This window comes from Paraglaciecola arctica (assembly GCF_018861065.1).
GTDB classification, from domain to species: Bacteria; Pseudomonadota; Gammaproteobacteria; order Enterobacterales; family Alteromonadaceae; genus Paraglaciecola; species Paraglaciecola arctica_B.
Genome location: NZ_JAHKQO010000015.1, coordinates 1 through 24,845 on the forward strand (window position 1 = coordinate 1; position 24,845 = coordinate 24,845).

Consider the following 24,845-nt stretch of genomic DNA (forward strand, 5'->3'; position numbering starts at 1 on the left):
AAAGACGAAGGTTAGGGATGGCAATAAAGACTGCCGGAATAGCGGTAACCCCACGACTGCCGGAATAATGGTAACCCCACCTTGTCATTCCCGAATGCTTTTATCGGGAATCCAATGTTAAATAGACTGACAGGCGTTTCATCAAAAAAATCTGCTGTTCACCCAAAGTGAAGAGCATTGGGGCAATTTGCCCCGTTTTCATAGATTAATCGTAAGCTACTTTATCGAATCAAGCGCCTGACTTACGTCAGCAATGATATCGTCAATATTCTCAATACCAACTGAAATTCTCACTAGATCTTCACTTACGCCGGCTTTGGCTAATTCGTCTGGGTTAAGCTGCCTATGTGTGGTTGAAGCGGGATGACAGGCTAGGGATTTAGCATCACCTATGTTAACAAGTCTGAGAATCATTTGCAGTGCATCGATGAATTGACCTCCTGCCACTTTACTAGATGAATCAGCACTGGCTTTAATGCCGAAACTTAGGATACCTGATGCTTTGCCTTGGGTTATCTTCTGACAAGTAGTTTGATAAGGGCTGTCGGGTAGTGCTGCGTAATTGACCCAACTGACTTTGTTATGACTATTTAGGTAGGCCGCGAGTTTTTCAGCGTTTTCGCAATGACGCTGCATTCTTAAACCTAGTGTCTCTAATCCCATTAGGATATTGAAAGAGTTGGTGGGTGAAATAGCTGCACCAGTGTTACGCAGCGGTGCCACGCGGCAACGACCGATATAGGCCGCAGCTCCTAACGCCTCAGTATAAACTACACCGTGATAGGAGGGATCGGGTTGATTCAACACTGGAAAGCGTGTTTTGTTGGCTACCCAATCAAACTTGCCAGAGTCAATAATTACACCACCAATCGAGGTACCATGGCCGCCAATGTACTTAGTCAGAGAATGAATGACTATGGCTGCTCCATGTTCAATTGGTCGGCATAAAAATGGTGTAGCAACAGTGTTATCCACTATAAGTGGAACCCCATGTTTAGCGCCAATTTCTGCGAGTTTCTGTAAATCAACCACATTACCAGCAGGGTTACCTATTGATTCACAGAAAATAGCTTTCGTATTTTCGTCAATGGCCGCTTCGAATGCGGCATAATCGTCAGCGGCTATCATACGTGCTTCAATACCCTGATTAGGTAAGGCATGTGCAAATAAATTGTAGGTGCCACCGTACAATTGGCTGGTACTAACAATGTTGTCACCCACTGAACAAATACATTGAATTGCATAGGTAATTGCCGCCATACCCGAAGCAACGGCTAGTGCTGCAATTCCGCCCTCCATCGCGGCGATCCGCTCTTCTAATACTGCAGTAGTGGGGTTCATGATCCGCGTGTAAATATTTCCAGGTACTTTGAGATCAAATAAATCTGCCCCGTGCTGAGTATCGTCGAAGGTATAGGAAGTCGTTTGGTAAATCGGTACAGCTGCTGCTTTAGTGGTTTCTTCTGAGGTGTAACCATGGTGTAAAGCTAAGGATTCTAATTTCATGTGACGGGTATTCCTTGTTGGATAGATTCATCTAATACGCCAACAATAGCTTGTATTATCTCGGCAATTCAAACATAAGCGCACTGGTTATTGTGCTTATTTGGAATAAGGTATACAGCTAATCATTTATTAAAATTGATAATTAATCGTTAAACAAAGGTTAAATGGGCTTTGCCAGCAATATAAGCTTTTCTAAATTCCCGAAAATATTCCTCAAGGGCAGCCGCGGCAATATCATCATCAGCCATTTTTAAGACTTCCACGGCCACCTCGGCGGTGCAGAGTTGATGTATATGTGCGGCTTCACGAAGTTGATAACTTGACGCTTTATCAGGTTGAATACCTAACACTGGTAGTGTCGCAAAACAGGGGCTTTTAAACATTTTGCTCGCCTCTCTCCAGGTGCCGTCTAACATCAAAAATAGAGGGATTTTGCCGCGCTGAATTTCGATTGAATCTTTGGGCGAATCGATACACCTTTTTGCTGCCGCGTATTGTTGAGGAAACACTAAAATAGGTGCATATTTGGGGTTGTTTAATAACTCAAGTAGAGCAGGATCGGGCGCAACTCTATCCCATCTAAATGCGTAGTTATCGGGTAGTACATCGGCAATCAGTTTTCCAGTATTGGTTGGTTTGTAATATTCATTTTTATACATCACTAAACAAAAGGCGCTAGAGCTAGCAATAGATGGGCGCAGCGCACAAATACATTTTGCTTCTGGAATCAAACATTTGTCACAGCGTTTTACCTTGTAACCTCTTGCTCTAAATTCTTTTGTTGATAAGGCTAATTGCTGCTTGCGTAAAATATGTACTGAGTTGATATGAGGCAAAAAAAATCCGTGAGTAAATAGCTATTCTTGTAATATCATCGCCTTTTTTAGAGATTTAAAATAGTCAAAGAATGAAAATTCAAGTAGATAGTAATATTCACATCGAGTTGCTAGTCCCTGCGTTTGCGGAACGTTTATACACCTTAACTAATAAAAATCGAGCCTATCTTAAAAAGTGGTTAGCTTGGTTGGACCTAGTGAAAACCTTTGAAGATACCGAAACGTTTATTGAAACAGCAGTACATCAACATAACCATAACCAGGCAACTACTTTTGCGATTATGTATCACGATGAATTGGTCGGTTTAGCCGGATTTAACCATTTTGATTACCAGCACAATTGGGGGGCGATCGGTTATTGGCTTTGCGCTTCGTGTAACGGAAAAGGTGTGATGACACGAGTCGTTGAAAAACTATTAGAATATGGTTTTATTGAAAATAGGCTCAATAAAATAGAAATTCGTTGTGCTCAGCAAAACCTCAAGAGTAGAGCAATTCCTGAACGTTTAGGGTTTACCTATGAGGCGACCTTGAGGCAATGTGAGTGGCTGTATGATAAATATGTCGATCACGCAGTTTATTCGTTATTGGTGAGCGAGTATAAACGTTAATAAGCGTTAGTATTGTTAACCCCTACGAATGTTAACACCTACGAAAATTGGCTTGATACAACTTGATACAACCTGATAGTCATATCGAGCCAAATTAAAGTGTAAAGGTTGATTTTTAACGTTTTTGTTTACGTTTTGCCTGGTTTTCTTCACATAATCCAATGATAGGGATATAACGAAGTACTTTCATTTCTGGATCGATAATGACGTGGTCTTTAGGACTAACCGAAACGGTTATTTGGTCATCATTTGTCGTGTAAATCGCAGTTTTTCCATTAATTGATATCGTAATAGGCATAGGGAATGCCAAGTTGTCCGGTGTTTGCCATGTTAGCGTTAGTTCAGTATCTGTGCGGCTTTGTATGAGTTCTGGTAATGCCGCCTGTTTTAAATACACCTCAAACATCCAGCTAAAATCTTCGCCAGTCATTTTGTTAACGATATCAATGAAATCTTGAGTATTTCGATATCGAGGTGCAATTGGATAGGTAAGAGAAGCCGTTTCAGTTGTTCCATATAATAACTCACGTGTGGCTTTCCAAAATAGTTCATCTCCAATTAGCCATCTGAGTGTATGTAGGGTCCAACCGCCTTTTCCATAAATATCAGAATTGAAAGCTTGGTCGGATGTAATGACTCCTTCCATTACCACCGGGTGACAATTCACTAAGCCTAAATACGATTGATACATAGTATGGGTATAGGCCGCATTCCCAAATTTATATAGGCTGTATACTGGTTGCATATATAGACCAAAACCTTCATGTAACCAGGCATCATTTAATTCTTCATGGGTGATCAGATTACCAAACCATTCATGAGCAAGTTCATGATGTAATAGCCAGTCAAATCCATTTTTGTCTCTGACGTAGTTTTTACCGTAGGCGTTTATAGTTTGATGTTCCATACCTAGATGGGGAGTTTCTACAAAACCTAACTTTTGGTCGCCCCATGGGTATGGGCCAAGCAACTCTTCATAAAAGCTAATTTGTTGCATTAAATCATCATTGATTAAGGTTTCAGCTTTAGTAACGTTTTGGTTTAACGCCCAAAACTCGATAGGTACGTCCTGACCGTTGACGCTAGTATAGGATTGCTGAATACGCGTAAATGGACCAATATTTAATGCAATATTGTAGTCGCTGGCGGGTACTGATAATAACCAATTAAACTTTTGTTTATCAGTCCCAACTGAATCGATTGATTGCAAAACACCATTAGTGACGGCACTTAACGGTTTGGGAACGGTTAGAGATATCGCCATGCTTTGAGCTTTATCACCAAAATGATCTTTGCAAGGCCATATTAAATCGCATCCTTCACCTTGCACCGCCGTGGCTATCCAAGGTGTGCCATCCTCTGTTTGGCTCCACACAAAACCACCTGACCAAGGCGCATTTAAAGCAACATGGGGTTTGCCAGAATAATGCACCGCAACATTGACCACATCACCTATCGTTTTGGGATTTTCCAAGTTAATAGTGATAACCCCGCCGCTGCGCTGAAATCTAGCTGACGTGCCGTCAACTAACACTTCACTAATATCAAATCGGCTGTCTAGTTTTAATTCTACTTGTGTAGTGTTTTGCGTAATTAAAAACTCGCTGTAACCTATTCCGGCGATACTTTGGTTGTTTGGAAATATTTCTAAGTCTAAGCCATAACTAATTACGTCAGTGCTATTAGCGACATCTGAAAAAGGTTTACCCGTATCACCGATAATAGGATCAAGTGGTGCAATGCTGCTACAGGCTGTTAAAGCAATTAAACTAGTGGATATTAACGTCTTTATAAGGTGGTTCTTGGGGGTCATAAAATAGTCCTGCCAATCTTTGTAATTCTAGACATTTTTACACGACTCAATGATAAGCACCAGCGTCAACTTTTATGGTGTTACAACATTAGTGAAATGCTTTAGCCCAAGGAGTGTGCACCAAATCCAAACAGACAGTCGGGCCAGAGTTGGCTAGTCAGAGATTTATTAAACTTGACCTAGGTTAATAAATCTCTGTTTTCTCTTTGGTACTTGTGAGTGAGTTGCTGTATGGTGTGCGGCAAATTTTAGCTGCCTTTGTTTGACGCGTTTAATTCGCGTAGGTAGTGTTGAAAAAATCACGAATCATTAGGCATAAATGTTATGCCGATAGCGATTATTATGTAAATTAGGATATTGATATGAATGAAATTTCATCAAAGAATTTTCTCGAGCTCAGCAAAATGTTGCCTGAGCTACGTTTTGAATATGCATTGACTCAAATGATTGAAAAACAAAACTTATGGGGATTATATGGTGAAAGTGGCTGGGTAATGCTCAAAGCCGATGAAGATGCCTGTATTCCTATTTGGCCACATAAAGAATTCGCCGAATCTTGGGTAAAAGATGAATATCCGGACTGTGAGCCAAAACCCATTGATTTTGTAGAGTGGTTAGATATTTGGTTACCTGGATTGAAAAAAAACAAAACGTTAATCCTAGTTTTTCCTCTGGGAGACGATGAAGAGGGCATTATGCTTGAGGCCCAAGAAATGATTGATTGTATTGAAGACGATTTAAAAAAGCTTGGGAGCAATGCCCCTAAATAGGCCTATCTAAATAAATGCCATCAAATACAAGCGTGTTCGGGCTGGGTGACCCTTCTGCTCAGTTAAAACTGTATATCGCTAATCGACCTGACTTCGCTGATTATTCTAATGTGACGACTGTTAAACCTCTCGTGAAAGGGGATATACAGCAGATCGGCCAGGCTTGTGGTAATGGTTGGCGTAAAGTGTTTAACGTATATGCCAAGCTGGTATTTGCGTTGAATACTGAAAGTTTAGTGCCACTAAATGGCGCTGATACTTGGCAGGTATTTCGCGATAATTTTCTATTGCAACACTCTTCAAATACTAGCTTAGTGTTTTCAGCGCCACAAACCTTCCTAATTAACGGTAAAAATAGCCCAAGCATACATATCATAATGGGTAAAACCTACGGGAAATCCCTTGGTTTACCCCCTACCTTGCATTGGTTAGATAGCGAGTTCGCTGTTGATGTAAGCAACAAACTCTTGGTATGCCCGTACTTTGACTATCGACAATTGTCTAATATCAAAATAATACGACTTGTTGAATTAATTACCCAATTACACAGCGGGAAAATCCCTACCTGAGCAGCACCACCGCAGTGCATTTGCACCTGATTGGTTTGTTGAAGTACTTTTTATTTACATATTAAAGTTTAACTTCTTGATAACTATGAGCATTTAATTTGGCGCGTGGTTTGCTACCTGACCTTTATTAAAGAATCTTTTTATCGCTCAGGTAGACAGCTTGCAACACACCGCCTTATCAAAAAAACAAAGTAACCCGACACCAGAGTTACGTATTTTGTTGATTGACGAAAATCGCCAAAGAGCTGAATCTCTGACTTCAGCCTTGGATAATTCGCGATACAAAATAAGTCATTTGGCAAGCCCAGACTCTTCGTTGTTAAAACAAGTCGATGAACTTGAACCAGATATTATTGTGATTGATATTGAGTCCCCAAGTCGCGACATCTTAGAAAGCCTAGGAACGATTTCGCACTTTAGCCCCAAGCCTGTGGTGATGTTTTCTGGTGAACAAGATACCGATACGATTAATCAATATATCGAATCAGGAGTCAGCGCTTATGTTGTTGGTGATTTGCAGGCCGAGCGAGTTAAACCCATTTTAGACGCAGCTTTAGCGCGTTTCCGTGAATTTCAAAAGTTAAAAGACGAGTTAAGTGATACGAAACAGCAATTGGCTTCACGTAATCTCATTGATCAGGCGAAACGTTTATTAATGAAAAAGAAAAACTTATCAGAAGACGATGCGTTTAAAGCAATGCGCAAAACAGCCATGGACACCGGGCAAAAACTAGAAGATGTGGCAAAAACACTTATCTCATTACTCAATACTATTTAATAAATTAGGTTAAAAGCATGATCGAACCTGAAAAAACAGATTTAACCTTAGGGTTTATTCCTCTAACAGACTCAGCGCCATTAATTGTGGCCAAAGAAATGGGGTTCTTTAGCCAGTGGGGTTTGAATGTCAAATTGCAGAAACAAAACTCCTGGGCGACACTTAGAGATAAGTTACATGCCGGCTTGTTAGACGCCTCGCAAATGTTAGCTCCTATGCCACTAGCCAGTTCTCTGGGAATGGGGTGCGCCAAAGTCAACGTGATTACGCCACTTGTGTTGAGTTTAAATGGCAATGCCATCACGTTGTCAGAAAAATTACACCAAGAAATTCTGAAAGAAAATCAACTAGCGCACGTTACTTTACCTTTGGCTGCATATTTATTGCAAAAAGTAATCAGTGTTCGAAAAAAACAGAACCGTCCGAAATTAAAATTTGCGACCGTTTTTCCCTATAGTTGTCATTTTTATCAACTTAAAGATTGGTTAGCTTCGGCTGACATCACTGAAGCCGACTTGGATATTGTGGTGGTGCCTCCAGTGAATATGGTGGCCTTTTTAGAAAGCGGTGAAATTGATGGCTGTTGTGTTGGTGGTCCGTGGAACGCTAAGGCCGTTAGAGCGGGGATTGGACTGACTGCTTTGACTTCGTTTGATATCTGGCAAGACAGTCCCGAAAAAGTATTAGGCGTGTTGGGCAGTTTTCAAAAAACCAAACCCAATACGGTTTTGGCGTTAACTGCGGCCTTAAAGCAAGCATGTAATTGGTTAGAAAACATTCCTAATCGTTTTGAGGCTGCTCGTTTATTAAGTGCGGATCAATATCTAGATGCCACGGTAGACGTTATCGCACCGTCTTTGATTGGTAGTTGCTTGACTCATATTAGCATGCCACCAAGGGCGATCCCTTCATATAATCAGTTTTCCAAAACCAATAATGGCTCAATTAACGTACCAGAGTATATTCGCGGCGAGTGGTTGATGAGCCAAATGAGAAGTGCAGGGCAGTTAAAAGATATCGATGTACCTAATGATATTGTCAGGCAAGTGTTTAGGCCTGATATTTATCAACAAATGCGCTTGAAACTCGAGGACCAAGCCGTGCAGTTTTTCAGACGTTCAGGTTAATAGACTATTGTATTGGCACTAGCGTGGTGCGTGCTGCACTTCAATGGGGGATAATCATAGCAATATTTTATGGGTGAATTATCTAAGGTGTTGAATATAAACATGATTATGTTTTGGCGTATAATTTGCAGCGCGATTGCGAGTATTAACCAAAAATAAATTTTGGATCGGCTTAGATAATAAGCTTTGAATCTAGCGCTGCGATTAATTTTAGCAGCATGGCAACGTAGCCCATAATGACTTTGTTTTCTTAGTCACTATGGGTTTTTTTTTACAATTTTTTTGTTAGTGAGTAATTCGAATGAGTGTTGATAAATTTAGCTTGTTGTCTTTTACAGGCAAAATGAAGACCCTACACCTTTCTTGGATAGCTTTTTTTATAACCTTTATGGTGTGGTTTAATATGGCTCCACTTAAGGGAGCTATTGTAAATGGTGTTGGCTTAACACTTAGTGAGTGGAAAACCCTATTAATTATTAATGTGGCTTTGACCATACCGGCTCGCGTTGTTATTGGCGCCTTAACCGACAAATTTGGCCCAAGAATAGTTTACTCAACTTTGTTAGCGATCTGTTCCATTCCATGTTTTATGTTTGCGTTAGCGGATAATTTTACGCAGTTGCTCATCGCTCGTTTTGCCCTAGGCAGTATTGGGGCTGGTTTTGTAGTGGGAATTCGTATGGTAAGTGAATGGTTTCCGCCTAAAGAACTAGGAACGGCAGAAGGAGTGTATGGCGGTTGGGGTAACTTTGGGTCTGCGGCAGCCGCTTTTAGTTTGCCTACCATAGCGTTGTTATTTGGTGGTGAAAATGGCTGGCGTTACGCCGTGGGGCTGACCGGTTTAATGAGTCTCGCCTTTAGTATGGTTTATTTTAAAAACACCACAGACACACCAAAAGGGTCCACCTATTTTCGCCCGAAAAACTTGGGGGGCATGGAGGTCACCAGTGTTAAAGATTTTTATCTATTATTATTGATGAAAACACCCATGTATTTGGCGTTGGCCTTGCTGAGTTGGAAGTTATCTCCAGGAGGCGTCTCTTTGCTAAGTGAAACCGTTACGCTGCTCATCTATCTTGGTTTAGCGGCGCTGTATTTATATGACGCCTATGCAACATACAAAGTAAATAAAGACATATTTGTGACGCCAGTAGCAAAAATTCATCAATACCAGTTTAAACAAGTAGCAGTGCTTAATATTCTGTACTTTGCCACTTTTGGATCTGAACTGGCAGTTATCTCAATGTTGCCAGCATTTTTTGCCGAAACCTTTGAACTGAGTATGTCCACTGCTGGTTTATTAGCGGGGATGTACGCTTTTATGAATTTGATGTCGCGTCCCGGAGGTGGGTTGTTGTCAGACAAATTTGGTCGCAAAAAAACGTTATTGATCTTAACTGCTGGGTTAGCGCTGGGTTATTTGTGTTTGAGTTTTATAGATGCAAATTGGCCGATTTGGTTAGCAGTATTAGCTGTGATGTCGTGTTCGTTTTTTGTACAGTCTGGGGAGGGAGCAGTATTTGCAGCTGTACCTTTGATAAAGCGTCGGCTGACAGGACAAATCGCTGGTATGACTGGAGCATATGGTAATGTTGGTGCAGTAGTATATTTGACCGTGTATTCTTTAGTTGATACTTCGACTTTCTTTTTAGTTATTGCCAGCACCGCGGTGCTGGGGTTTGTGACTTTGTTGTTTATGCAGGAGCCAAGTGGAACAATTACTGAAGTTAAAGAAGACGGCACGGTAGAGCTTATTCACGTTACTTAATTGCTGTATCAAAACACATTAGGGTGATTCACTATTGGAAAAACTAGAAGTAGAATTTGGTGGTTTTTCCAGCAAAGGGGTAAAAGCTGAAAATCAAGACGCCTTTGCCGCTTTTATGCCTCGAGATCATAACATTGATTCAAAAGGTGCGATTGCGGCCATTGCTGACGGTGTCAGCGTGTGTACACGTGCCCAAGAAGCCGCAATAACCTGTGTTACTAATTTTATTGAAGATTACCGTCAAACACCACAAACCTGGACTGTTAAGCGTTCGGTTAGCAAAGTCTTACAAGGTCTAAATCGCTGGTGTCATGGTCAGCATGATTATGAACATGGCGGACATAGCCAAATGATTACTACTTTCAGTGGTATGGTGTTTAAATCGGCGACAGGCTTTATTTTTCACAGTGGTGATAGCCGCATTTGTCGATTACAAAATGATGATCTCGAACAACTCACCACAGATCACGTGTCGCGCCAAGGGCAAACTAATATTTTGACACGAGCAATCGGCCTCGAGCCTCACCTTGAAGTAGATTATTGCACCATAGAGTTGCTGCGTGATGATTTGTTTATTTTCACATCTGATGGCGTGCATGAATTCATATCCCAAAAATCTATTATTACACTTCTTCAAAAGCCGAATCTTTCCTTGGAACAAAAGGCTAAAAGCATTGTTGACGCAGCAATACTAGAGGGAAGTGATGATAACCTGAGCTGTTTGTTGGTATCAGTAAATTGTCTGCCTGATTTGAGTTTAGATGAACATTTCCGGCAAATTACGAGGCTAGCGATGCCGCCGGCTTTGGAGTCGGGGATGAAACTCGATGGGTATAGAGTATTGCAAACGCTGTTTAACGGCACGCGCAGTAGCTTATATAAGGTCGTAAACGAACAAGATGGCAAAATCTACGGACTTAAAACCCCTTCGCAGTACTTTGTAGATGATCCTGTATACCTAAGCGGTTTTTTGCGCGAAGAATGGGTTGGTCAACACATTAAGCATCATAATGTCATGACCATTTTTAAGCGAAGTGAAGACGCTAAATTTATGTACCACATTTGTGAATATATAGATGGCCAAACATTGCGCCAATGGATCCTTGATAACCCTAAACCTTCTTTGGACCAAGTACGCAGTATCATTAATCAATTATTAACTGCATTGCGGGTTTTACAGCGTAAAGATATGGTGCACAGAGATGTGAAACCAGAAAATGTAATGATCGATCGTCAAGGCGAGGTCAAACTAATTGATTTTGGCAGTGTATTAGCAAAAGCATTATCAGAAACTCAAATGTTGCCAGAAGAGCAAGTTCCTCTGGGGGCGACTCACTATATCGCTCCTGAATATCTATTAGGACAGGGCTGCAACCATAGAAGTGATATGTATTCTGTTGCCGTGGTGATTTACGAAATGTTAACTGGGCACTTACCCTTTAAGGCTTTTAAATTTAAAGACTATGTGCCTAGCCATTATGAAGAATGGCATTATCAACCGCTACACAAATGGCGAGCCGATTTGCCACAGTGGCTTGACTTAACTTTAAGCAAAGCCTTACAAGCCGACCCTGAAAGGCGATATGCAGCCTTGTCAGAACTGCAAACAAATCTATCTCGGCCGAGTAATGCCATCTTGAAAGGTATGCAAAATAAACCATTATTGCACAGAAACCCTTTGTTATTTTATCAAGGTTTGTGTGTGTTGCAGTTTCTATTGCTCATTGCGTTGGCGATATTTACTCTCAATTAAGCCGTTCAATGTCTGGGCGCTAGGGGTAAAAATTTACGTCAACGTTCAGCCTCTATAGAGTCAATGTTTAAGCAATTAATCCTGTTTAATTGAGACAGTGGCACTACAGCGGTGCAAATATGCACTTTTATTGCCTCAATAGTGGTTTAATAAATTTTCTAGTTATTTTTAAGTTATTGATATTAAAGTGTTTTTAAAGTTGGCATCATTGCTGCTAACAATGTTTTGTAATAGCGACTATGTGTGTGCAATCACATTGTTGTGAAATAATAATTAGAGGCGTTCAACGTCCTCATGCGTTAAAAAATAGTTGTGATTATGCGATGCAGCATAATTACAAATAGGCAGTGTAGCCCGCAAAGACTTTCCGTGTCCTGGAGTCTTTGCGGGTTTTTTTTTGGCTAAAAATCGGAGTAGCAAATGGCTAAGCTAAAAGTAGTAAGTGCATTAAAACTAGTTATTCAATCACTCCGAATAGGTGTGATGTCGACTGTACTCTCAGGTGCAGTCATTGCGACAGCAGTATCAGCTGAGGACTTAGGTTGGCCTGAAAAGGAAGAGTTAAAATTCGGTTTCATTAAATTAACTGATATGGCACCACTAGCTGTGGCATATGAAAAAGGCTATTTCGAGGATGAAGGGTTATATGTGACCCTAGAAGCGCAAGCAAACTGGAAAGTATTACTCGATAGAGTGATTGACGGCCAGTTGGATGGGGCGCATATGTTAGCGGGCCAACCTTTAGGGGCTACTATTGGTTATGGTACTAAAGCAGATATCATCACTGCGTTCAGCATGGACCTAAATGGTAATGCTATTACGGTTTCCAACGATATTTGGAAGGAAATGAAAAAACATGTCCCTCATGAAAGTGGCAAACCTGTTCATCCGATATCAGCCGACTCCCTTAAACCAGTGGTTGATGATTTCAAAAGCAAAGGTAAACCATTCAAAATGGGTATGGTGTTTCCAGTGTCTACCCACAATTATGAACTACGTTACTGGCTAGCGGCAGGTGGCATTCACCCTGGATTTTACGCACCGCACAAAGGGGATACCAGTGGCCAAATTGACGCTGATGCATTGTTATCTGTCACTCCGCCACCGCAAATGCCTTCCACTATGGAGGCCGGCACTATCTATGGTTATTGTGTAGGTGAGCCTTGGAATCAACAGGCTGTATTCAAAGGGATAGGTGTACCGGTCGTAACAGATTATGAAATTTGGAAAGACAACCCAGAAAAAGTATTTGGTGTTAGTAAGGGATGGGCTGACAAATACCCTAACACCCATATCCGTGTGGTCAAAGCTATGATCAGAGCGGCCATGTGGTTAGATGAAAATAACAATGCAAACCGGCCTGAGGCTGTGAAAATTTTAGCTAAAAGCCAGTACGTTGGTGCTGATTACGATGTGATTGCAAATAGTATGACGGGGACATTCGAATACGAAAAAGGTGATAAACGCGACGTACCTGATTTCAATGTATTTTTCCGTTATAACGCAACTTACCCCTTCTACAGCGATGCGATTTGGTATTTAACACAAATGCGTCGCTGGGGGCAGATTGCTGAACCTAAACCTGACTCTTGGTACAAAGATATCGCAAAGCAGGTTTATCGTCCTGATATATACGCTCAAGCCGCCAAAGCGTTAATCGCTGAAGGCAAAGCTAAAAGCGCTGATTTTCCGGAATTTGCTACTGAGTCCGGATTCAAACCACCTCAAACACACTTTATCGACAACATCGTTTATGAGGGCAGTCAACCAAACGCTTACTTAGAAAAGTTTGCGATTGGTCTTAAAAATGACAGTCAAATTTAATTAGTTATGTGAGCGGATGGGGGAGTCGCCCCATCTAGCCTGGAGCGTTGAACATGAGTAAACAACAAGCGATCCCTATGATTTTTAGTCAAGTAAAACAAGTCAATTGGCCTACTTTGAATCAATTTTTAAGTGCTACTGCACTACCTATCGTTGGAATTGTTATTTTTCTTGGGTTGTGGAGCTTGATGGCGAAAAACATTGATACCTCTTTAGGAAACTTCCCAGGTCCAGCTGCTGTTTGGCAGCAGACAAAGGTATTAGTAGATGAGCACAACGCACAGATGGAGAAAGCCGAAAAGTTTTACTTACGTCAGGAGGAGCGAAACGCTGCGCGATTGGCAAAAGATCCGAGTTATCAGCCCAAGATTAGAGCCTTTACTGGTGCGCCCACTTTTCTACAACAAATTTGGACGAGTTTATATACGGTAATGGTGGGGTTTATAGTGGCGTCATTTTTGGCGATCCCCTTAGGGATAGTATGTGGTCTAAGCAAAAATTCTTACACCGCTATCAACCCGCTAATTCAATTGTTTAAGCCCGTATCCCCTTTGGCATGGTTACCACTAGTGACTATGGTGGTGAGCGCCGTTTACGTCAGTGATGATCCAATGTTTTCTAAGTCATTTATTACATCGGCGGTCACTGTTTCATTATGTTGTTTATGGCCAACTTTGATTAACACTGCCGTAGGAGTGTCGAGCATCGACCAAGACCTACTTAACGTCAGTAAAGTACTTCGTTTGAATGCGCTTTCACATGTTATCAAGATTGTTTTACCTTCCTCAATACCTGCAATATTCACCGGGCTACGTTTATCACTTGGCATTGGTTGGATGGTATTGATTGCGGCAGAAATGCTTGCGCAAAACCCAGGTTTAGGAAAATTCGTATGGGATGAATTTCAAAACGGTAGTTCAGAATCTTTAGCCAGAATTATGGTGGCTGTCTTGACTATTGGCGTGATTGGTTTTGCATTAGACCGGTTAATGTTAATGCTACAGCGGAAAGTCAGCTGGGATAAAAGCGCTGTGTTGCGCTAAACAAGCGGTTAGCTATTAGCAATTATTGTGAGGAAATTATTATGAGTAGCCATCATTTAGAATTAACCCAAGTTGGAATTGATTTTCCCACTGCAAGAGGCCCATTTACCGCTCTAAAAGACGTCAACCTAAAGATTAACAAGGGAGAATTTATCTCGTTAATCGGTCACTCGGGTTGCGGCAAATCCACAGTGTTAAATATAGTGGCGGGACTATACCAGTCAACAACTGGTGGGGTGATATTGGATAATGAAGAAGTCAATGAACCAGGACCTGAACGTGCTGTGGTATTTCAAAATCACTCTTTGTTACCTTGGCTATCGGCGTACAAAAACGTTGAACTTGCGGTTAAACAAACACCCAATGGTCGTTCAAAGCAGGAAATCAAAGAGTGGGTTGAACATAACTTAGAGCTCGTGCACATGAGTCATGCAATTGACAAGCTACCAGCTGAAATCTCTGGTGGCATGAAGCAACGAGTAGGCATTGCTAGGGCGTTGGCAATGGAGCCCAAAGTATTATTAATGGATGAACCTTTTGGTGCCCTTGATGCGTTAACTCGCGCTCATCTACAGGACTCGGTTATGGAAATTCATGCGCAACTGGGTAATACGGTGATTATGATCACTCATGATGTAGATGAGGCGGTGCTACTTTCGGACAGAATAGTGATGATGACCAATGGCCCCGCAGCGACTATTGGCGAAATTTTACCTATTGAATTATCTAGGCCCAGAAACCGTATTCAATTAGCAGATAACCCACAATATAACCATTATCGCCATGAAGTATTGAAGTTTTTGTATGAAAAACAGCGCAAAGTAGAATCTGTGGTATCAACGAAAAAGGATAAAGACGCAGCACTCTCTTTGACTTCAAAAGGAAGCAACGCCGCGTAAGTCAGCCTGGTTTCTGATTGACCTATAAAACGCTTTTAACTGAATTGATCTATTCAGCGCGATTTTAGCTTAGCTAAAGCGTTTGGCTGTCTAGTGCCTAAAATATTGCCTAAAAATAAGAGAGAACACTATGAGAATACCACAACTATCTAAATTAAAACTTGCCTTAACAGTGGGGTTGTTAGGTGTAACAGTGAGTCAAAATCTATTTGCAGAGTCGGTAACTGAAGCCTTAACCACTGGTAATGTTTATGGTGACTTTAACTTGCGATATGAAAGTGTTGAGCAAGATAATACTGCCAAAGATGCCAGTGCTTTGACGTTACGTACACGTCTTGGTTATCGCTCAGGCACTGTAAACGGTTTTTCTGCAACTGTCGAAATGGAAGACTCGCGCATCGTGATGGGACAAGGCGATTTTACCGTTGGGCCTGCGGGTTATAATAGCGGAATTTACTCGGTTATCGCTGATCCTGAATCCACAGAACTAGATCAAGGTTTTATCCAGTATAAAAACGATAAACTAACGGCTAAATTGGGGCGTCAAGTTATCACCATGGATGGCCATCGTTTTGTCGGACACGTTGGCTGGCGTCAAGACCGGCAAACCTTCGATGCAATGAGTGTGAGTTACGCACCAGTTAAAGATTTATCAATTAAATATGCTTATGTCACTCAGCGCAATCGTATTTTTGCTGAAGCAGCGGATATAGACTCAAAAGATCATTTGCTAAACGTATCTTACAACACTGCCTATGGTAAGTTGGTGGGATACAGCTATTTGCTTGAAATGGATAACGAAACCGAAAATGCACTAGACACCTTTGGATTTAGCTTTTCTGGAAACACTAAAGCTGCAGAAACAACCCTAGTTTATGCGTTTGAGTATGCTAAACAAAGCAGTGAAACCGCGACTACTGACTATGATGTGGATTATTTAAAGTTAGAAGCAGGAGCCGTTCTAAGTGGCATCACTACTAAGTTGGGTTATGAAGTATTGGGCTCTGATGAGGGAGTATTTGGTTTTTCTACTCCTTTAGCGACTCTACATAAATTTAACGGTTGGTCAGATCAATTTTTGTCCACTCCAGCCCAAGGTTTAGTGGATACCTATATTAGTTTGGCCGGAAAGTTAGCTGGCGGAGGTTGGGCGGTTGCTTACCATGGTTATGAGGCCGACGAATCTACAGTAGATGTTGATGATTTGGGAAGTGAGCTTAATGTCTCCTATGTTAAGAAGTTCGGTAAAAACTATGTGGCTGGTGTTAAATATGCTACATATGCGGCCGGTGATATTAAAGTGGACGCTGATAAACTATGGGTTTGGGTAGGCGCTAAGTTCTAACTACATTGATAGGTTAGCAACGGCCAACATTCGAGAAAATGTTGGCCTCAGTTTCTATAAAGACCTGAACTAGACCAAAGTAGTTGAATGGATGAAAGAAGCGCTATGGGTTAATTTTAGGTTCTCTATTGTCTAGACTAAATTTGCCTGTTCCAAAATTGGCAACTATTAATAACCCCGCCATAAGTCCCATGTTTTTGAAGAAGTTTTGGGTTTCGTGAGAACGTTCTATTCCTTCAGCTAGCGTCCAAAAATCATGCATGTAAAGGCTAATCACTAAGGTTAAACCGGCTAACAGAAATGCGGCTATTTTGCCTTTGAAGCCAATAATTATCGCCAAGCCCGCTGTAATTTGAATGATAATAGTCACAGGAAGTAGTACCGCTGAAACAGGTACACTGTGAGCCAACATATAGTCAGTCATTGTTTGGTAGTGGGTTATTTTCTGTATTCCTGGCAAGATAAAATAGCCGCCCATTAACAATCGGCCTAATAACAAACAGATATTTTCAATTACACGCATTGATTGTCCTCAATTTTAATTATTTTTAGTGAAAATTTACGTCTACATATTGCTAACATCATGGTTTAAGCATTAGGTAAACACAATGAGCCAACACAATAAAATTAACTATATTGAAATCCCAGTGAAAGCATTAGCGTCAAGCAAAGCTTTCTTTAATCAAGTATTTGGTTGGAAGTTTATCGATTATGGTGATGATTATGCTGCAATTTCTGGGGCGGGAATAGACGGCGGGCTCTATGTCTCTGAGCAAAATGTGTCTACCGAAAAAGGCAGCGTGCTAGTGGTACTCTACAGCGATGATTTAGTCCAAAGCCAAGCAGACATTAAGGCCGCCGGTGGCACAATTAAGATCCCTACCTTTGAATTTCCTGGTGGCCAAAGGTTTCACTTTTGTGATGGTAATGAAAACGAATATGCAATGTGGAGCGATAAGTAATTACGCTTTACTTATCGCTTAAGTCAGGGGCTGGTGCTCCTTAAAAAGTTTAGCCAGAAAAACCACTGTCTTCTGGTAAATTTTTACCTTCGGCAGCTTGGCGAGCGAGTTGGTCACAGGCTTCATTTTCAGGATGACCTGAGTGACCTTTTACCCAAAACCAACTGACTTGATGTTTATTTACTTCTTGGTCTAAACGTTTCCACAAATCAACGTTTTTCACAGGTTTTTTATCTGCCGTACGCCAGCCATTTTTACGCCAATTTTTAATCCACTGATTTATTCCATTTTTAACGTATTGGCTGTCGGTGGTAAGGTTAACGTTACATACTTCGTTAAGTGTGGCCAGTGCCTCGATAGTTGCTAACAGTTCCATTCTATTATTAGTGGTATGTTTAAACCCTTGGCTGATTTCTTTTCGATGTTTATCAAAAATCAGCACGGCACCGTAACCGCCTGGACCTGGATTGCCCAAACAGGAACCGTCGGTAAAAATTTCTACTTGTTTCATTTGCAAGCCTGTTTATCTTTCATGTTCAATTTTGCGCAGTATAATGACCAAGATTGTTAATACCACTAAATTTTAAAAAGAGTGAGAAATGCGCCAAATTGTATTAGATACCGAGACCACCGGATTAGACCCTAAAGAAGGACATCGAATTATTGAGATTGGGTGTGTTGAAATGGTTAATCGTCGTCTCACAGGAAATACTTTCCACGTTTATATTAATCCGCAGCGCTTAGTGGAGCAAGAAGCAATTGAAGTACATGGGATCACTAATGAATATTTAGCTGATAAACCTACTTTTAGTGCTATTGCTAAGGATTTTATTGAGTTTATTAGCGGAGCTCAATTGGTTATTCATAATGCGCCCTTTGATATTGGCTTTATGGATCATGAGTTTAATCGACTTACAGGCTTAGCTGTCAAAGAGTCTGCGAAGATGTGTACAGTGCTCGATACACTAGATTTGGCCAGGCAGATACATCCAGGGCAAAAGAATAATCTTGACGCTTTGTGTCGTCGTTACGGTATAGATAACTCCCATCGAGAAAAACACGGAGCATTGTTAGATGCGGAGATTCTAGCCGACGTTTATCTGATGATGACTGGGGGACAAACGGATCTCAACTTAAGTGGTAAAGCGAATACAGAAGGTGGCATACAAGTTGAAACCATACGCCGATTGTCTTCTGATAGAAAACCGTTAAAGGTTGTTATGGCTACGGCCGATGAATTGGAACAGCATGAAAGTCGATTAGATATAGTGGCTGAAAAAAGTGGAGCCTGCATATGGCGTCAGTAAAGACTAAAAGAGTGACAAAATAGAGAGTTGAGTAAAGATGTTGAAATCGGTCGTAACTGCGCTTATTTTATGGCTGTTTGCATATACGAGCTTGTCGCTACAAGCTAATGCGCAAAGTACGCAAGGCGACTCTCAAATTGCGAATGATCCAGATAACAAACAAGATAGTGATTCTCCTTTAACTCAATTGGGAACACAATATCATAATGGTATTGAGCTACTTCAAAATCGCTTTAGAATTGATTTTGAAGTGGACGAAATTACCATGGTCTTTTTCCGTCAATTCGGCTCTGCTCCCATAGTTTTAGTGAAACCTGACGGCTCTAAAATTTTTCAATCTGATGCTGATGGTGAAAATGTGTTTTGGTTTGATTCCAGCACCTATGACATGATCAGCATCAAAAATCCCACGCCAGGACCTTGGCAGGCTGTAGGTCAAATTACACCAGAAAGCCGAGTCATGGTAATCAGTGATTTAGCATTACATGCCGATCCATTACCTAACATGATCTTTTCCGGTGAAATTCTTAAACAAACAGCGTACCTAACCAATAATGGTATCCCGATTGATTACACTGCGTTTAGAGATGTAGTAGAACTGACTATTTCTTTGGCGAGTACCAATAATCCTAATTACAATAATTTTGGTGCAGATACCGAAATTGTCGCTACGTTGGAAGACAATGGTAAAGGTATGGACGAAATTCCCTTAGATGGGGAGTTTACAGGCCAATTTAATTTGGCCATTGCCGACGGCGAATGGATCCCAAGCTTTTCTGTTTCAACCCCTATGTTTACCCGCGAGCAAATAGATCCGAATATCATGCTTTTAGCTAATCCGATAAAGGTCGACATTGAACTTGACGGAGGAGGGGATGGTTATCACAAACTAAAAGTGGATGCACAGCGAGAATATGTGGATATGTCTACTTTGTTGTTAGACGGTAAAGTTAGATTTCCAAACGGCGATATTCAAAACTTTTCGATTACGGATATGTCATCTGATATTCGAGAATACTTAATAGTTAATTATGAATATGGGGTATACCGAGTAAAACTCACCGCGTATGGCAATACTATTGATGGAAGAGAATTTATATTAGACGTGCCTGAGTATAGTTTTCTGACTGAAGAGCCAAAACCCACTGTTGTGGAGACAACAACAGAGGGGATGGATGCTACGACTAACGTAAATGGTGTCAGCGAAGACAATCTCTTATCAGAAAAAGTGACACCCGTTGAGAATGAAAACATGTCTACCACCATGTTAGTGTCGGTGATTGTCAGTATTAACCTCATTCTATTGATTGTAGGGGGGAGTTTAATATGGTGGTTAACCCTTGATAAAAAACCAAATTTTAAACTATTCAAAAGATCAAAAGCGCCGATCGATTCAAATGAAACTGAGGAAAAGCCTGGATTTTTTGCGAAAATATTTAAACGAAAGGCTAAACAATTACCACCAGAGAAAAAATCTCAGGCCAAAGAACAGCCTGACCCAGGTATTATGGAGTTAGGCATCCCAAAAGATTGATTGTTTGCCTGCTTATTCAACAAATTGTTCATTACTACAGCAAACGATACTATTAACTGAATTTCGTGTGAAAAAGCTATTGACTAGTATTGGGTGAACCCGTATTATCTGCGCCGCGGTTGAGGAGGTGGTTCACAAGAACTTCTTCTAAGTCGTTGAAATTAGAAAGAAAACTGGAGCGGTAGTTCAGTTGGTTAGAATACCGGCCTGTCACGCCGGGGGTCGCGAGTTCGAGTCTCGTCCGTTCCGCCATTTTCTGTCTAGTTTTTGTTTTGATAATGCAGCAAAGTATTGATGTTAGTAATAATAAAAGTACGGAGCGGTAGTTCAGTTGGTTAGAATACCGGCCTGTCACGCCGGGGGTCGCGAGTTCGAGTCTCGTCCGTTCCGCCATTATCAAAGCACCATAATTTAATTGGGGAGCGGTAGTTCAGTTGGTTAGAATACCGGCCTGTCACGCCGGGGGTCGCGAGTTCGAGTCTCGTCCGTTCCGCCATTAAATTATATTAGTCATGTCTGGTATTTCTAAATTTTTCCCCTTGTGTTTTATATTGGCAATCTTACTGCCACCAAACCTTTAATATCAATCTACTTTTCTCTGTTAAATTCGTTTTGTGATATAAAAAATTCCTCGCAGCCCGAGTCATCTTTCGATAAATTAATATTTTAATTCACCCTAAAATCACTTTTACTTGCTTAAACTAATTAACTCAATTGGCATTCATTGACATCGTTTCAATGAGTTTAATTTGTGAGAAATAAAAATGCAGCAAAACATGAATATTTTATTGGTTGAAGATAATCAGGCTATTGCAACACAAATCATTAGTTTCTTAGAGGTACAGGGGTGCTCAGTTGATTATGCTGCAAATGGGAAATTAGGATTACAACTGGCGCTTTCCCATCATTTTGACGTGGTGATCCTCGATCTTAATTTACCCGATACCGATGGTTTGCATGTATGTGCCGAAATAAGAAAACATGCCAACGTCAATATTCCCATTTTAATGCTCACGGCGCGAGATGCTTTTGAGGATAAGGTAAAAGGATTTGGTAAGGGCGCTGATGACTACTTGACCAAGCCCTTCGACTTAAGAGAGCTTATTTTACGTTGCGAAGCCTTGGCTAGACGACCTAAGCTTCATCAAAGCACAGTCTTGAGCGAAGGGGAGTTATCAGTTGATGTTAGAGCTCACCAAGCTAAGTGGGCGGGGCAACATTTTAAAACAACAAAAGTGGGCTTCTCTATATTACACAAACTGATGCAAGCCTATCCCTATCCAGTTAGCCGTTCAGAGTTACTGCAACATATATGGGGTGACGAACCACCAGAGAGTAATGCACTCAAATCACATATATACACATTGCGTAAGTCTTTGGAAGGTACAACTAATCGACAAATCTTACATACTATTAGTAATATTGGGTATCAACTAAAGGATCTAAATGCTTAAGTTTAAAAGCCTAAATGGGCGACTGCTTTTTGCTTTTTCTGCCTTGTCTATTATTGTATGTTTGTTTTTTATTCGATTCACAGCGTTAATAATTGAAACGGCTGAATTGAATGTGTATGAATCGTTGTTAGTTGCACAATCACAAAGTCTGAAAAATAATCAAAGCGGTGTAAATCTGCTCCCCATATCAACAGATACCTCTTATTTTGATGTTTACGATAAAGGTTCAGCTATTCCAAATTGGATAAAAGTAAAGATTCGAGATAAAAAGACAGGACAGTTTATTGATGAGCAAGGTGACCGCTATTTGTTTCAAAAAGTGATGAGCGCTAGTGGTGGTGAGCTTGTATTACTTCTAAATATTTCGTCAATTCAAGCCAATAAACATCTAAGCGACTTTAAAACCCTGTTCTTACTCAGTATTTCTGCAAGTGTTATTGTACTTTGTTTATTGAGTTCGTGGTATTTGGCTAAATGGCTTTCAACACCCATTAGAAAACTGACACGGGATATTGAACTGCGAACTCAAGGAAGTCAGGAGTCGTTGTTTGGTCTTAACCGAGAGGATGAAATTGGTACCTTGGCTAATGCGCTCGAACAATCCTATGAAAAAATTCAAGCATTGTTAAAAAGGGAACAGAACTTTACTCGAGATGTTAGCCACGAGCTTAGAACCCCCATTACTCTTATTAAAAATACCATTGCGTTGAGCCCCTCAAGTACCCTGGATTTAGATGCGACTAAAGTGGTATCTCAAGCTTCTAAAGAGCTAGAACAAACTGTAGAGGTGTTGCTTGCTTTAGCGCGCCAAGAAAATTTGCAATTCGTTAAACAAGCAGTGTTACCCATTATTGAAAAAACAGTACTGAATATTTATAACATCTACCCTGAACTTGATTTTGACGTCAAGATTAATGTTGATCCCAGACTACTGGTAACAGGTAACCAATACCTAATCAGTTTGTTATGTCAAAACTTGGTCAATAATGGTTTTTATCACAGTAATAGCGGTGGAATGCGGGTGTATTCGAATTCCGAAAGCCTTATTTTTGAAAACAAAATAACGGGTTCAAAGCACCGTCCTTATTATCAAGGACTGGGGCACGGTCAATATCTAGTTAACCGCATTGCAGAGGAAATGGGTTGGCAACTCTCAATAGACCAAACCCAAGACAGTTACGTTGTCGTAGTGAAAACAAGATAAATAGAGTCATCAACGTGAAATGTTGATCTATGGGTTTGCGAAAGGATTAACGGATTATGGCCTTAATTTTCAAGGTTAAGCGTAAACTGACAACTTGAATTCTTTAAAGTAAGAATGCCAATAATCATTGATGCTGTTAGGTATCGAATCATTCATTGGCATGGTTTTTTAAAACGATTAACTATAGAAGTTTTCCTAAGTCTTTTAAGAGTGTTGCTTCAGTGAGCCAGTAACTGAATTAAAATGCATAACGAGCGCTGACCTCTAAAACTTCTTGGTCAGAAAATTCTGTATATTCAATGCCCGCGAGAAAACCCCAAAGATCGTATAATGCGCCTAGTCTATAGGCTTTTTGGTCTGCGTCGCCTTCCCAATTTTGGGCCTCAAACCCGCCATATATTTCTAGGTCAGAACTGACCTGAAAGCGTACGTTTGTCGCTAAGCTATAATAATCTGTATTTGCGCTATTCGACTCAGAAGCGCTGCGCCCTGTTGTTTTAAAGTTGCCATAGCCTATTCGATAATCAAGGGTTGTTTTTGTTGAAATTTGATGAAAATAACCAAGGGAAAATTGCCGTTGTACAGTCTCGAGGGACAAATTTGATTTTGTATCGTCAGCATCAATGTATTTAAATTCAGTAAATAAGTTATATCCCCACTCTGAACTGACTTTTATGGACAACCCCCTTGGATTAAACTGCTCCAGTTCCGCGAGTTCTGTTTTCACCGCGGATGCTTGAAAGAAAGAATACGAGGGTGTTGCAGCGATACTTGTTGCACTTATAAGTGTTAGCAATAGTGCGGATATTGTGAGTTTACACATAGTTGTCCTTTTTGCATTAGTAAAAACGAACGACACAGTAAAGGCGTAAAGGTGAAACTAAGGTGAAGAAATTTCTTTATTTGTGAAGGGGGATGAAGCGGGGAGGTTAGACATTTTTGTTTACTGAGATTGGCTTTTCTCTTTTAGCAATAACAGGCCGACCCATACAAACCAGACTATTTGTAATAAGCCAAAAATTGCGCCTACTTGTTGCCAATTTTCAACTAATGTCATGAGTCCAAATACACTGATTAAATAGCCAAAATACACTATTTTAGGTGCAAATCTGTTTTCAATATATAAACAGGTATTCACTAAAATGACCCAAATAGCGCCAACCCATTCGATTCCTTCACCAAGCCCCATTTGCACTGCGTATATATCTCGCCATAAGGTGGTGACATCTCCAGTGAATTCGAAACGCTTTGCAAACAAAAATTCAATTGAAAAAATTGCTATAAATCCACTGGTAAATATGTAGCAAGCCCAAAGGTAACTCGCTAACGTAGTCACTTGTTCAAGTGGCGTATGTTCTCTTTTGTTTGGTTCAAGTAAAGCGATGCTTAGCACAAGTAAAAATGCGCCAAATATTACATAAACGAAAAAATACCAGAGCTGCATTAATCCGCTGAACTTTGTCAGTGTTTGCAGACGTTCATCAGGACCATTGTTAAAATCTGGGGCAATGATGAGTATTAGTGATAAGCCTAAAATAAAACTTGTTGCACAAATAAAGGCTGACAGAGCACCTCGGCGTTGTCTTGTTCTCATCGGTATTCCAGGTTAAGCAATTTGTTGTTTAAGTAAACAATCGAATATTGGGATAAGTATTCTATTCGGCTTTGTGTACGTTAGTAATTAAAGAAATGTAAGTATTTATAGCCAAAAGCTTATGCCACTTACTGTCCTATATATGCGC

23 protein-coding genes and 3 tRNA genes are annotated in these 24,845 nt (G+C 40.6%); 19 read left to right on the plus strand and 7 right to left on the minus strand.

The window, feature by feature from the left end; genetic code table 11:
• Nucleotides 1-216: 216 nt before the first annotated feature.
• Together KO534_RS04675 and KO534_RS04680 are read right to left on the minus strand one after the other, a co-directional pair.
• Nucleotides 217-1,506, minus strand: a complete 1,290-nt coding sequence (locus KO534_RS04675; protein WP_215927798.1) for an O-acetylhomoserine aminocarboxypropyltransferase/cysteine synthase family protein — start codon at nucleotides 1,504-1,506, stop codon at nucleotides 217-219.
• A gap of 149 nt (nucleotides 1,507-1,655) precedes the next feature.
• Entirely contained in the window at nucleotides 1,656-2,342 is a 687-nt protein-coding gene (locus KO534_RS04680; protein WP_215927800.1) for a tRNA-uridine aminocarboxypropyltransferase, read from the minus strand.
• 71 nt (nucleotides 2,343-2,413) lie between these two features.
• Between KO534_RS04680 and KO534_RS04685 the strand changes: the two genes are divergently transcribed.
• Nucleotides 2,414-2,953 (plus strand): GNAT family N-acetyltransferase, encoded by a 540-nt coding sequence (locus KO534_RS04685; protein WP_215927802.1) that lies wholly within the window; start codon nucleotides 2,414-2,416, stop codon nucleotides 2,951-2,953.
• A gap of 115 nt (nucleotides 2,954-3,068) precedes the next feature.
• Here the strand turns inward: KO534_RS04685 and KO534_RS04690 are convergent, their stop codons facing one another.
• Nucleotides 3,069-4,766: a M1 family metallopeptidase gene (locus tag KO534_RS04690; protein ID WP_215927804.1), complete on the minus strand. Its 1,698-nt coding sequence runs from the start codon at nucleotides 4,764-4,766 to the stop codon at nucleotides 3,069-3,071.
• Nucleotides 4,767-5,128: 362 nt separating this feature from the next.
• Between KO534_RS04690 and KO534_RS04695 the strand changes: the two genes are divergently transcribed.
• The 10 genes from KO534_RS04695 (at nucleotide 5,129) to KO534_RS04740 (ending at nucleotide 16,642) form a co-directional block, all read left to right on the plus strand.
• The gene (locus KO534_RS04695) at nucleotides 5,129-5,536 is read left to right on the plus strand and encodes a DUF2750 domain-containing protein (RefSeq protein WP_215927806.1); all 408 of its coding nucleotides are present in this window, start codon (nucleotides 5,129-5,131) and stop codon (nucleotides 5,534-5,536) included.
• 14 nt (nucleotides 5,537-5,550) lie between these two features.
• Nucleotides 5,551-6,105: a DUF6942 family protein gene (locus tag KO534_RS04700; RefSeq protein ID WP_215927808.1), complete on the plus strand. Its 555-nt coding sequence runs from the start codon at nucleotides 5,551-5,553 to the stop codon at nucleotides 6,103-6,105.
• 160 nt (nucleotides 6,106-6,265) lie between these two features.
• Nucleotides 6,266-6,883: an ANTAR domain-containing response regulator gene (locus tag KO534_RS04705; protein WP_252731959.1), complete on the plus strand. Its 618-nt coding sequence runs from the start codon at nucleotides 6,266-6,268 to the stop codon at nucleotides 6,881-6,883.
• 17 nt (nucleotides 6,884-6,900) lie between these two features.
• Entirely contained in the window at nucleotides 6,901-8,010 is a 1,110-nt protein-coding gene (locus KO534_RS04710) for a CmpA/NrtA family ABC transporter substrate-binding protein (protein WP_215927817.1), read from the plus strand.
• 301 nt (nucleotides 8,011-8,311) lie between these two features.
• Nucleotides 8,312-9,778: a NarK family nitrate/nitrite MFS transporter gene (locus tag KO534_RS04715; RefSeq protein ID WP_215927819.1), complete on the plus strand. Its 1,467-nt coding sequence runs from the start codon at nucleotides 8,312-8,314 to the stop codon at nucleotides 9,776-9,778.
• Between the two features lie 34 nt (nucleotides 9,779-9,812).
• Nucleotides 9,813-11,531, plus strand: a complete 1,719-nt coding sequence (locus KO534_RS04720; RefSeq protein WP_215927822.1) for a bifunctional protein-serine/threonine kinase/phosphatase — start codon at nucleotides 9,813-9,815, stop codon at nucleotides 11,529-11,531.
• Nucleotides 11,532-12,014: 483 nt separating this feature from the next.
• Nucleotides 12,015-13,355 carry a CmpA/NrtA family ABC transporter substrate-binding protein gene (locus KO534_RS04725; RefSeq protein ID WP_436836574.1) on the plus strand — a complete coding sequence of 447 codons (1,341 nt, stop codon included), beginning with the start codon at nucleotides 12,015-12,017 and terminating at the stop codon, nucleotides 13,353-13,355.
• Between the two features lie 53 nt (nucleotides 13,356-13,408).
• Complete coding sequence (locus tag KO534_RS04730) at nucleotides 13,409-14,398, plus strand: ABC transporter permease (RefSeq protein ID WP_215927826.1); 990 nt, start codon at nucleotides 13,409-13,411, stop codon at nucleotides 14,396-14,398.
• Between the two features lie 41 nt (nucleotides 14,399-14,439).
• Complete coding sequence (locus KO534_RS04735; RefSeq protein ID WP_215927828.1) at nucleotides 14,440-15,297, plus strand: ABC transporter ATP-binding protein; 858 nt, start codon at nucleotides 14,440-14,442, stop codon at nucleotides 15,295-15,297.
• A gap of 130 nt (nucleotides 15,298-15,427) precedes the next feature.
• Entirely contained in the window at nucleotides 15,428-16,642 is a 1,215-nt protein-coding gene (locus KO534_RS04740; protein ID WP_215927830.1) for an alginate export family protein, read from the plus strand.
• A gap of 103 nt (nucleotides 16,643-16,745) precedes the next feature.
• Here KO534_RS04740 and KO534_RS04745 read toward each other — a convergent pair whose 3' ends face one another.
• Complete coding sequence (locus tag KO534_RS04745; protein ID WP_215927832.1) at nucleotides 16,746-17,165, minus strand: DoxX family protein; 420 nt, start codon at nucleotides 17,163-17,165, stop codon at nucleotides 16,746-16,748.
• Nucleotides 17,166-17,250: 85 nt separating this feature from the next.
• Between KO534_RS04745 and KO534_RS04750 the strand changes: the two genes are divergently transcribed.
• A complete protein-coding gene (locus KO534_RS04750; RefSeq protein ID WP_215927835.1) occupies nucleotides 17,251-17,604 on the plus strand; it encodes a VOC family protein in 354 nt (117 codons plus the stop codon).
• Nucleotides 17,605-17,653: 49 nt separating this feature from the next.
• On the opposite strand, the gene rnhA is transcribed toward KO534_RS04750, so the two are convergent.
• A complete protein-coding gene (rnhA, locus tag KO534_RS04755; protein ID WP_215927848.1) occupies nucleotides 17,654-18,115 on the minus strand; it encodes a ribonuclease HI in 462 nt (153 codons plus the stop codon).
• 88 nt (nucleotides 18,116-18,203) lie between these two features.
• On the opposite strand from rnhA, the gene dnaQ reads away from it, so the two are divergent.
• The 7 genes from dnaQ to KO534_RS04790 all read left to right on the plus strand — a co-directional run bounded on the left by dnaQ (nucleotide 18,204) and on the right by KO534_RS04790 (nucleotide 23,103).
• Entirely contained in the window at nucleotides 18,204-18,911 is a 708-nt protein-coding gene (gene dnaQ, locus KO534_RS04760; protein ID WP_215927850.1) for a DNA polymerase III subunit epsilon, read from the plus strand.
• Between the two features lie 37 nt (nucleotides 18,912-18,948).
• Nucleotides 18,949-20,445 carry a TIGR03503 family protein gene (locus KO534_RS04765; protein ID WP_215927852.1) on the plus strand — a complete coding sequence of 499 codons (1,497 nt, stop codon included), beginning with the start codon at nucleotides 18,949-18,951 and terminating at the stop codon, nucleotides 20,443-20,445.
• Nucleotides 20,446-20,620: 175 nt separating this feature from the next.
• Nucleotides 20,621-20,697, plus strand: a tRNA-Asp gene (locus KO534_RS04770).
• 64 nt (nucleotides 20,698-20,761) lie between these two features.
• Nucleotides 20,762-20,838, plus strand: a tRNA-Asp gene (locus tag KO534_RS04775).
• Between the two features lie 26 nt (nucleotides 20,839-20,864).
• Nucleotides 20,865-20,941 (plus strand) — tRNA-Asp (locus tag KO534_RS04780).
• Nucleotides 20,942-21,209: 268 nt separating this feature from the next.
• Nucleotides 21,210-21,899, plus strand: a complete 690-nt coding sequence (locus tag KO534_RS04785) for a response regulator transcription factor (RefSeq protein WP_215927855.1) — start codon at nucleotides 21,210-21,212, stop codon at nucleotides 21,897-21,899.
• Nucleotides 21,892-23,103 (plus strand): sensor histidine kinase, encoded by a 1,212-nt coding sequence (locus KO534_RS04790; RefSeq protein ID WP_215927858.1) that lies wholly within the window; start codon nucleotides 21,892-21,894, stop codon nucleotides 23,101-23,103. The genes KO534_RS04785 and KO534_RS04790 overlap by 8 nt, the downstream gene beginning before the upstream one ends.
• Before the next feature lie 238 nt (nucleotides 23,104-23,341).
• Here the strand turns inward: KO534_RS04790 and KO534_RS04795 are convergent, their stop codons facing one another.
• Both KO534_RS04795 and KO534_RS04800 read right to left on the minus strand, forming a co-directional pair.
• Nucleotides 23,342-23,926, minus strand: a complete 585-nt coding sequence (locus KO534_RS04795) for a hypothetical protein (RefSeq protein ID WP_215927860.1) — start codon at nucleotides 23,924-23,926, stop codon at nucleotides 23,342-23,344.
• A gap of 120 nt (nucleotides 23,927-24,046) precedes the next feature.
• Nucleotides 24,047-24,697 (minus strand): hypothetical protein, encoded by a 651-nt coding sequence (locus tag KO534_RS04800; protein WP_215927862.1) that lies wholly within the window; start codon nucleotides 24,695-24,697, stop codon nucleotides 24,047-24,049.
• Nucleotides 24,698-24,845: the final 148 nt, after the last annotated feature.

What these genes read in the sequence shown, in the direction of transcription:
- KO534_RS04675 (WP_215927798.1), bottom strand. Translation starts at nt 1,506, where the DNA reads ATGAAATTAGAATCCTTAGCTTTACACCATGGTTACACCTCAGAAGAA.
- KO534_RS04685 (WP_215927802.1), top strand. Translation starts at nt 2,414, where the DNA reads ATGAAAATTCAAGTAGATAGTAATATTCACATCGAGTTGCTAGTCCCT.
- KO534_RS04690 (WP_215927804.1), bottom strand. Translation starts at nt 4,766, where the DNA reads ATGACCCCCAAGAACCACCTTATAAAGACGTTAATATCCACTAGTTTA.
- KO534_RS04695 (WP_215927806.1), top strand. Translation starts at nt 5,129, where the DNA reads ATGAATGAAATTTCATCAAAGAATTTTCTCGAGCTCAGCAAAATGTTG.
- KO534_RS04700 (WP_215927808.1), top strand. Translation starts at nt 5,551, where the DNA reads ATGCCATCAAATACAAGCGTGTTCGGGCTGGGTGACCCTTCTGCTCAG.
- KO534_RS04710 (WP_215927817.1), top strand. Translation starts at nt 6,901, where the DNA reads ATGATCGAACCTGAAAAAACAGATTTAACCTTAGGGTTTATTCCTCTA.
- KO534_RS04715 (WP_215927819.1), top strand. Translation starts at nt 8,312, where the DNA reads ATGAGTGTTGATAAATTTAGCTTGTTGTCTTTTACAGGCAAAATGAAG.
- KO534_RS04725 (WP_436836574.1), top strand. Translation starts at nt 12,015, where the DNA reads ATGTCGACTGTACTCTCAGGTGCAGTCATTGCGACAGCAGTATCAGCT.
- KO534_RS04730 (WP_215927826.1), top strand. Translation starts at nt 13,409, where the DNA reads ATGAGTAAACAACAAGCGATCCCTATGATTTTTAGTCAAGTAAAACAA.
- KO534_RS04735 (WP_215927828.1), top strand. Translation starts at nt 14,440, where the DNA reads ATGAGTAGCCATCATTTAGAATTAACCCAAGTTGGAATTGATTTTCCC.
- KO534_RS04740 (WP_215927830.1), top strand. Translation starts at nt 15,428, where the DNA reads ATGAGAATACCACAACTATCTAAATTAAAACTTGCCTTAACAGTGGGG.
- KO534_RS04745 (WP_215927832.1), bottom strand. Translation starts at nt 17,165, where the DNA reads ATGCGTGTAATTGAAAATATCTGTTTGTTATTAGGCCGATTGTTAATG.
- KO534_RS04750 (WP_215927835.1), top strand. Translation starts at nt 17,251, where the DNA reads ATGAGCCAACACAATAAAATTAACTATATTGAAATCCCAGTGAAAGCA.
- rnhA (WP_215927848.1), bottom strand. Translation starts at nt 18,115, where the DNA reads ATGAAACAAGTAGAAATTTTTACCGACGGTTCCTGTTTGGGCAATCCA.
- dnaQ (WP_215927850.1), top strand. Translation starts at nt 18,204, where the DNA reads ATGCGCCAAATTGTATTAGATACCGAGACCACCGGATTAGACCCTAAA.
- KO534_RS04765 (WP_215927852.1), top strand. Translation starts at nt 18,949, where the DNA reads ATGTTGAAATCGGTCGTAACTGCGCTTATTTTATGGCTGTTTGCATAT.
- KO534_RS04785 (WP_215927855.1), top strand. Translation starts at nt 21,210, where the DNA reads ATGCAGCAAAACATGAATATTTTATTGGTTGAAGATAATCAGGCTATT.
- KO534_RS04790 (WP_215927858.1), top strand. Translation starts at nt 21,892, where the DNA reads ATGCTTAAGTTTAAAAGCCTAAATGGGCGACTGCTTTTTGCTTTTTCT.
- KO534_RS04795 (WP_215927860.1), bottom strand. Translation starts at nt 23,926, where the DNA reads ATGTGTAAACTCACAATATCCGCACTATTGCTAACACTTATAAGTGCA.
- KO534_RS04800 (WP_215927862.1), bottom strand. Translation starts at nt 24,697, where the DNA reads ATGAGAACAAGACAACGCCGAGGTGCTCTGTCAGCCTTTATTTGTGCA.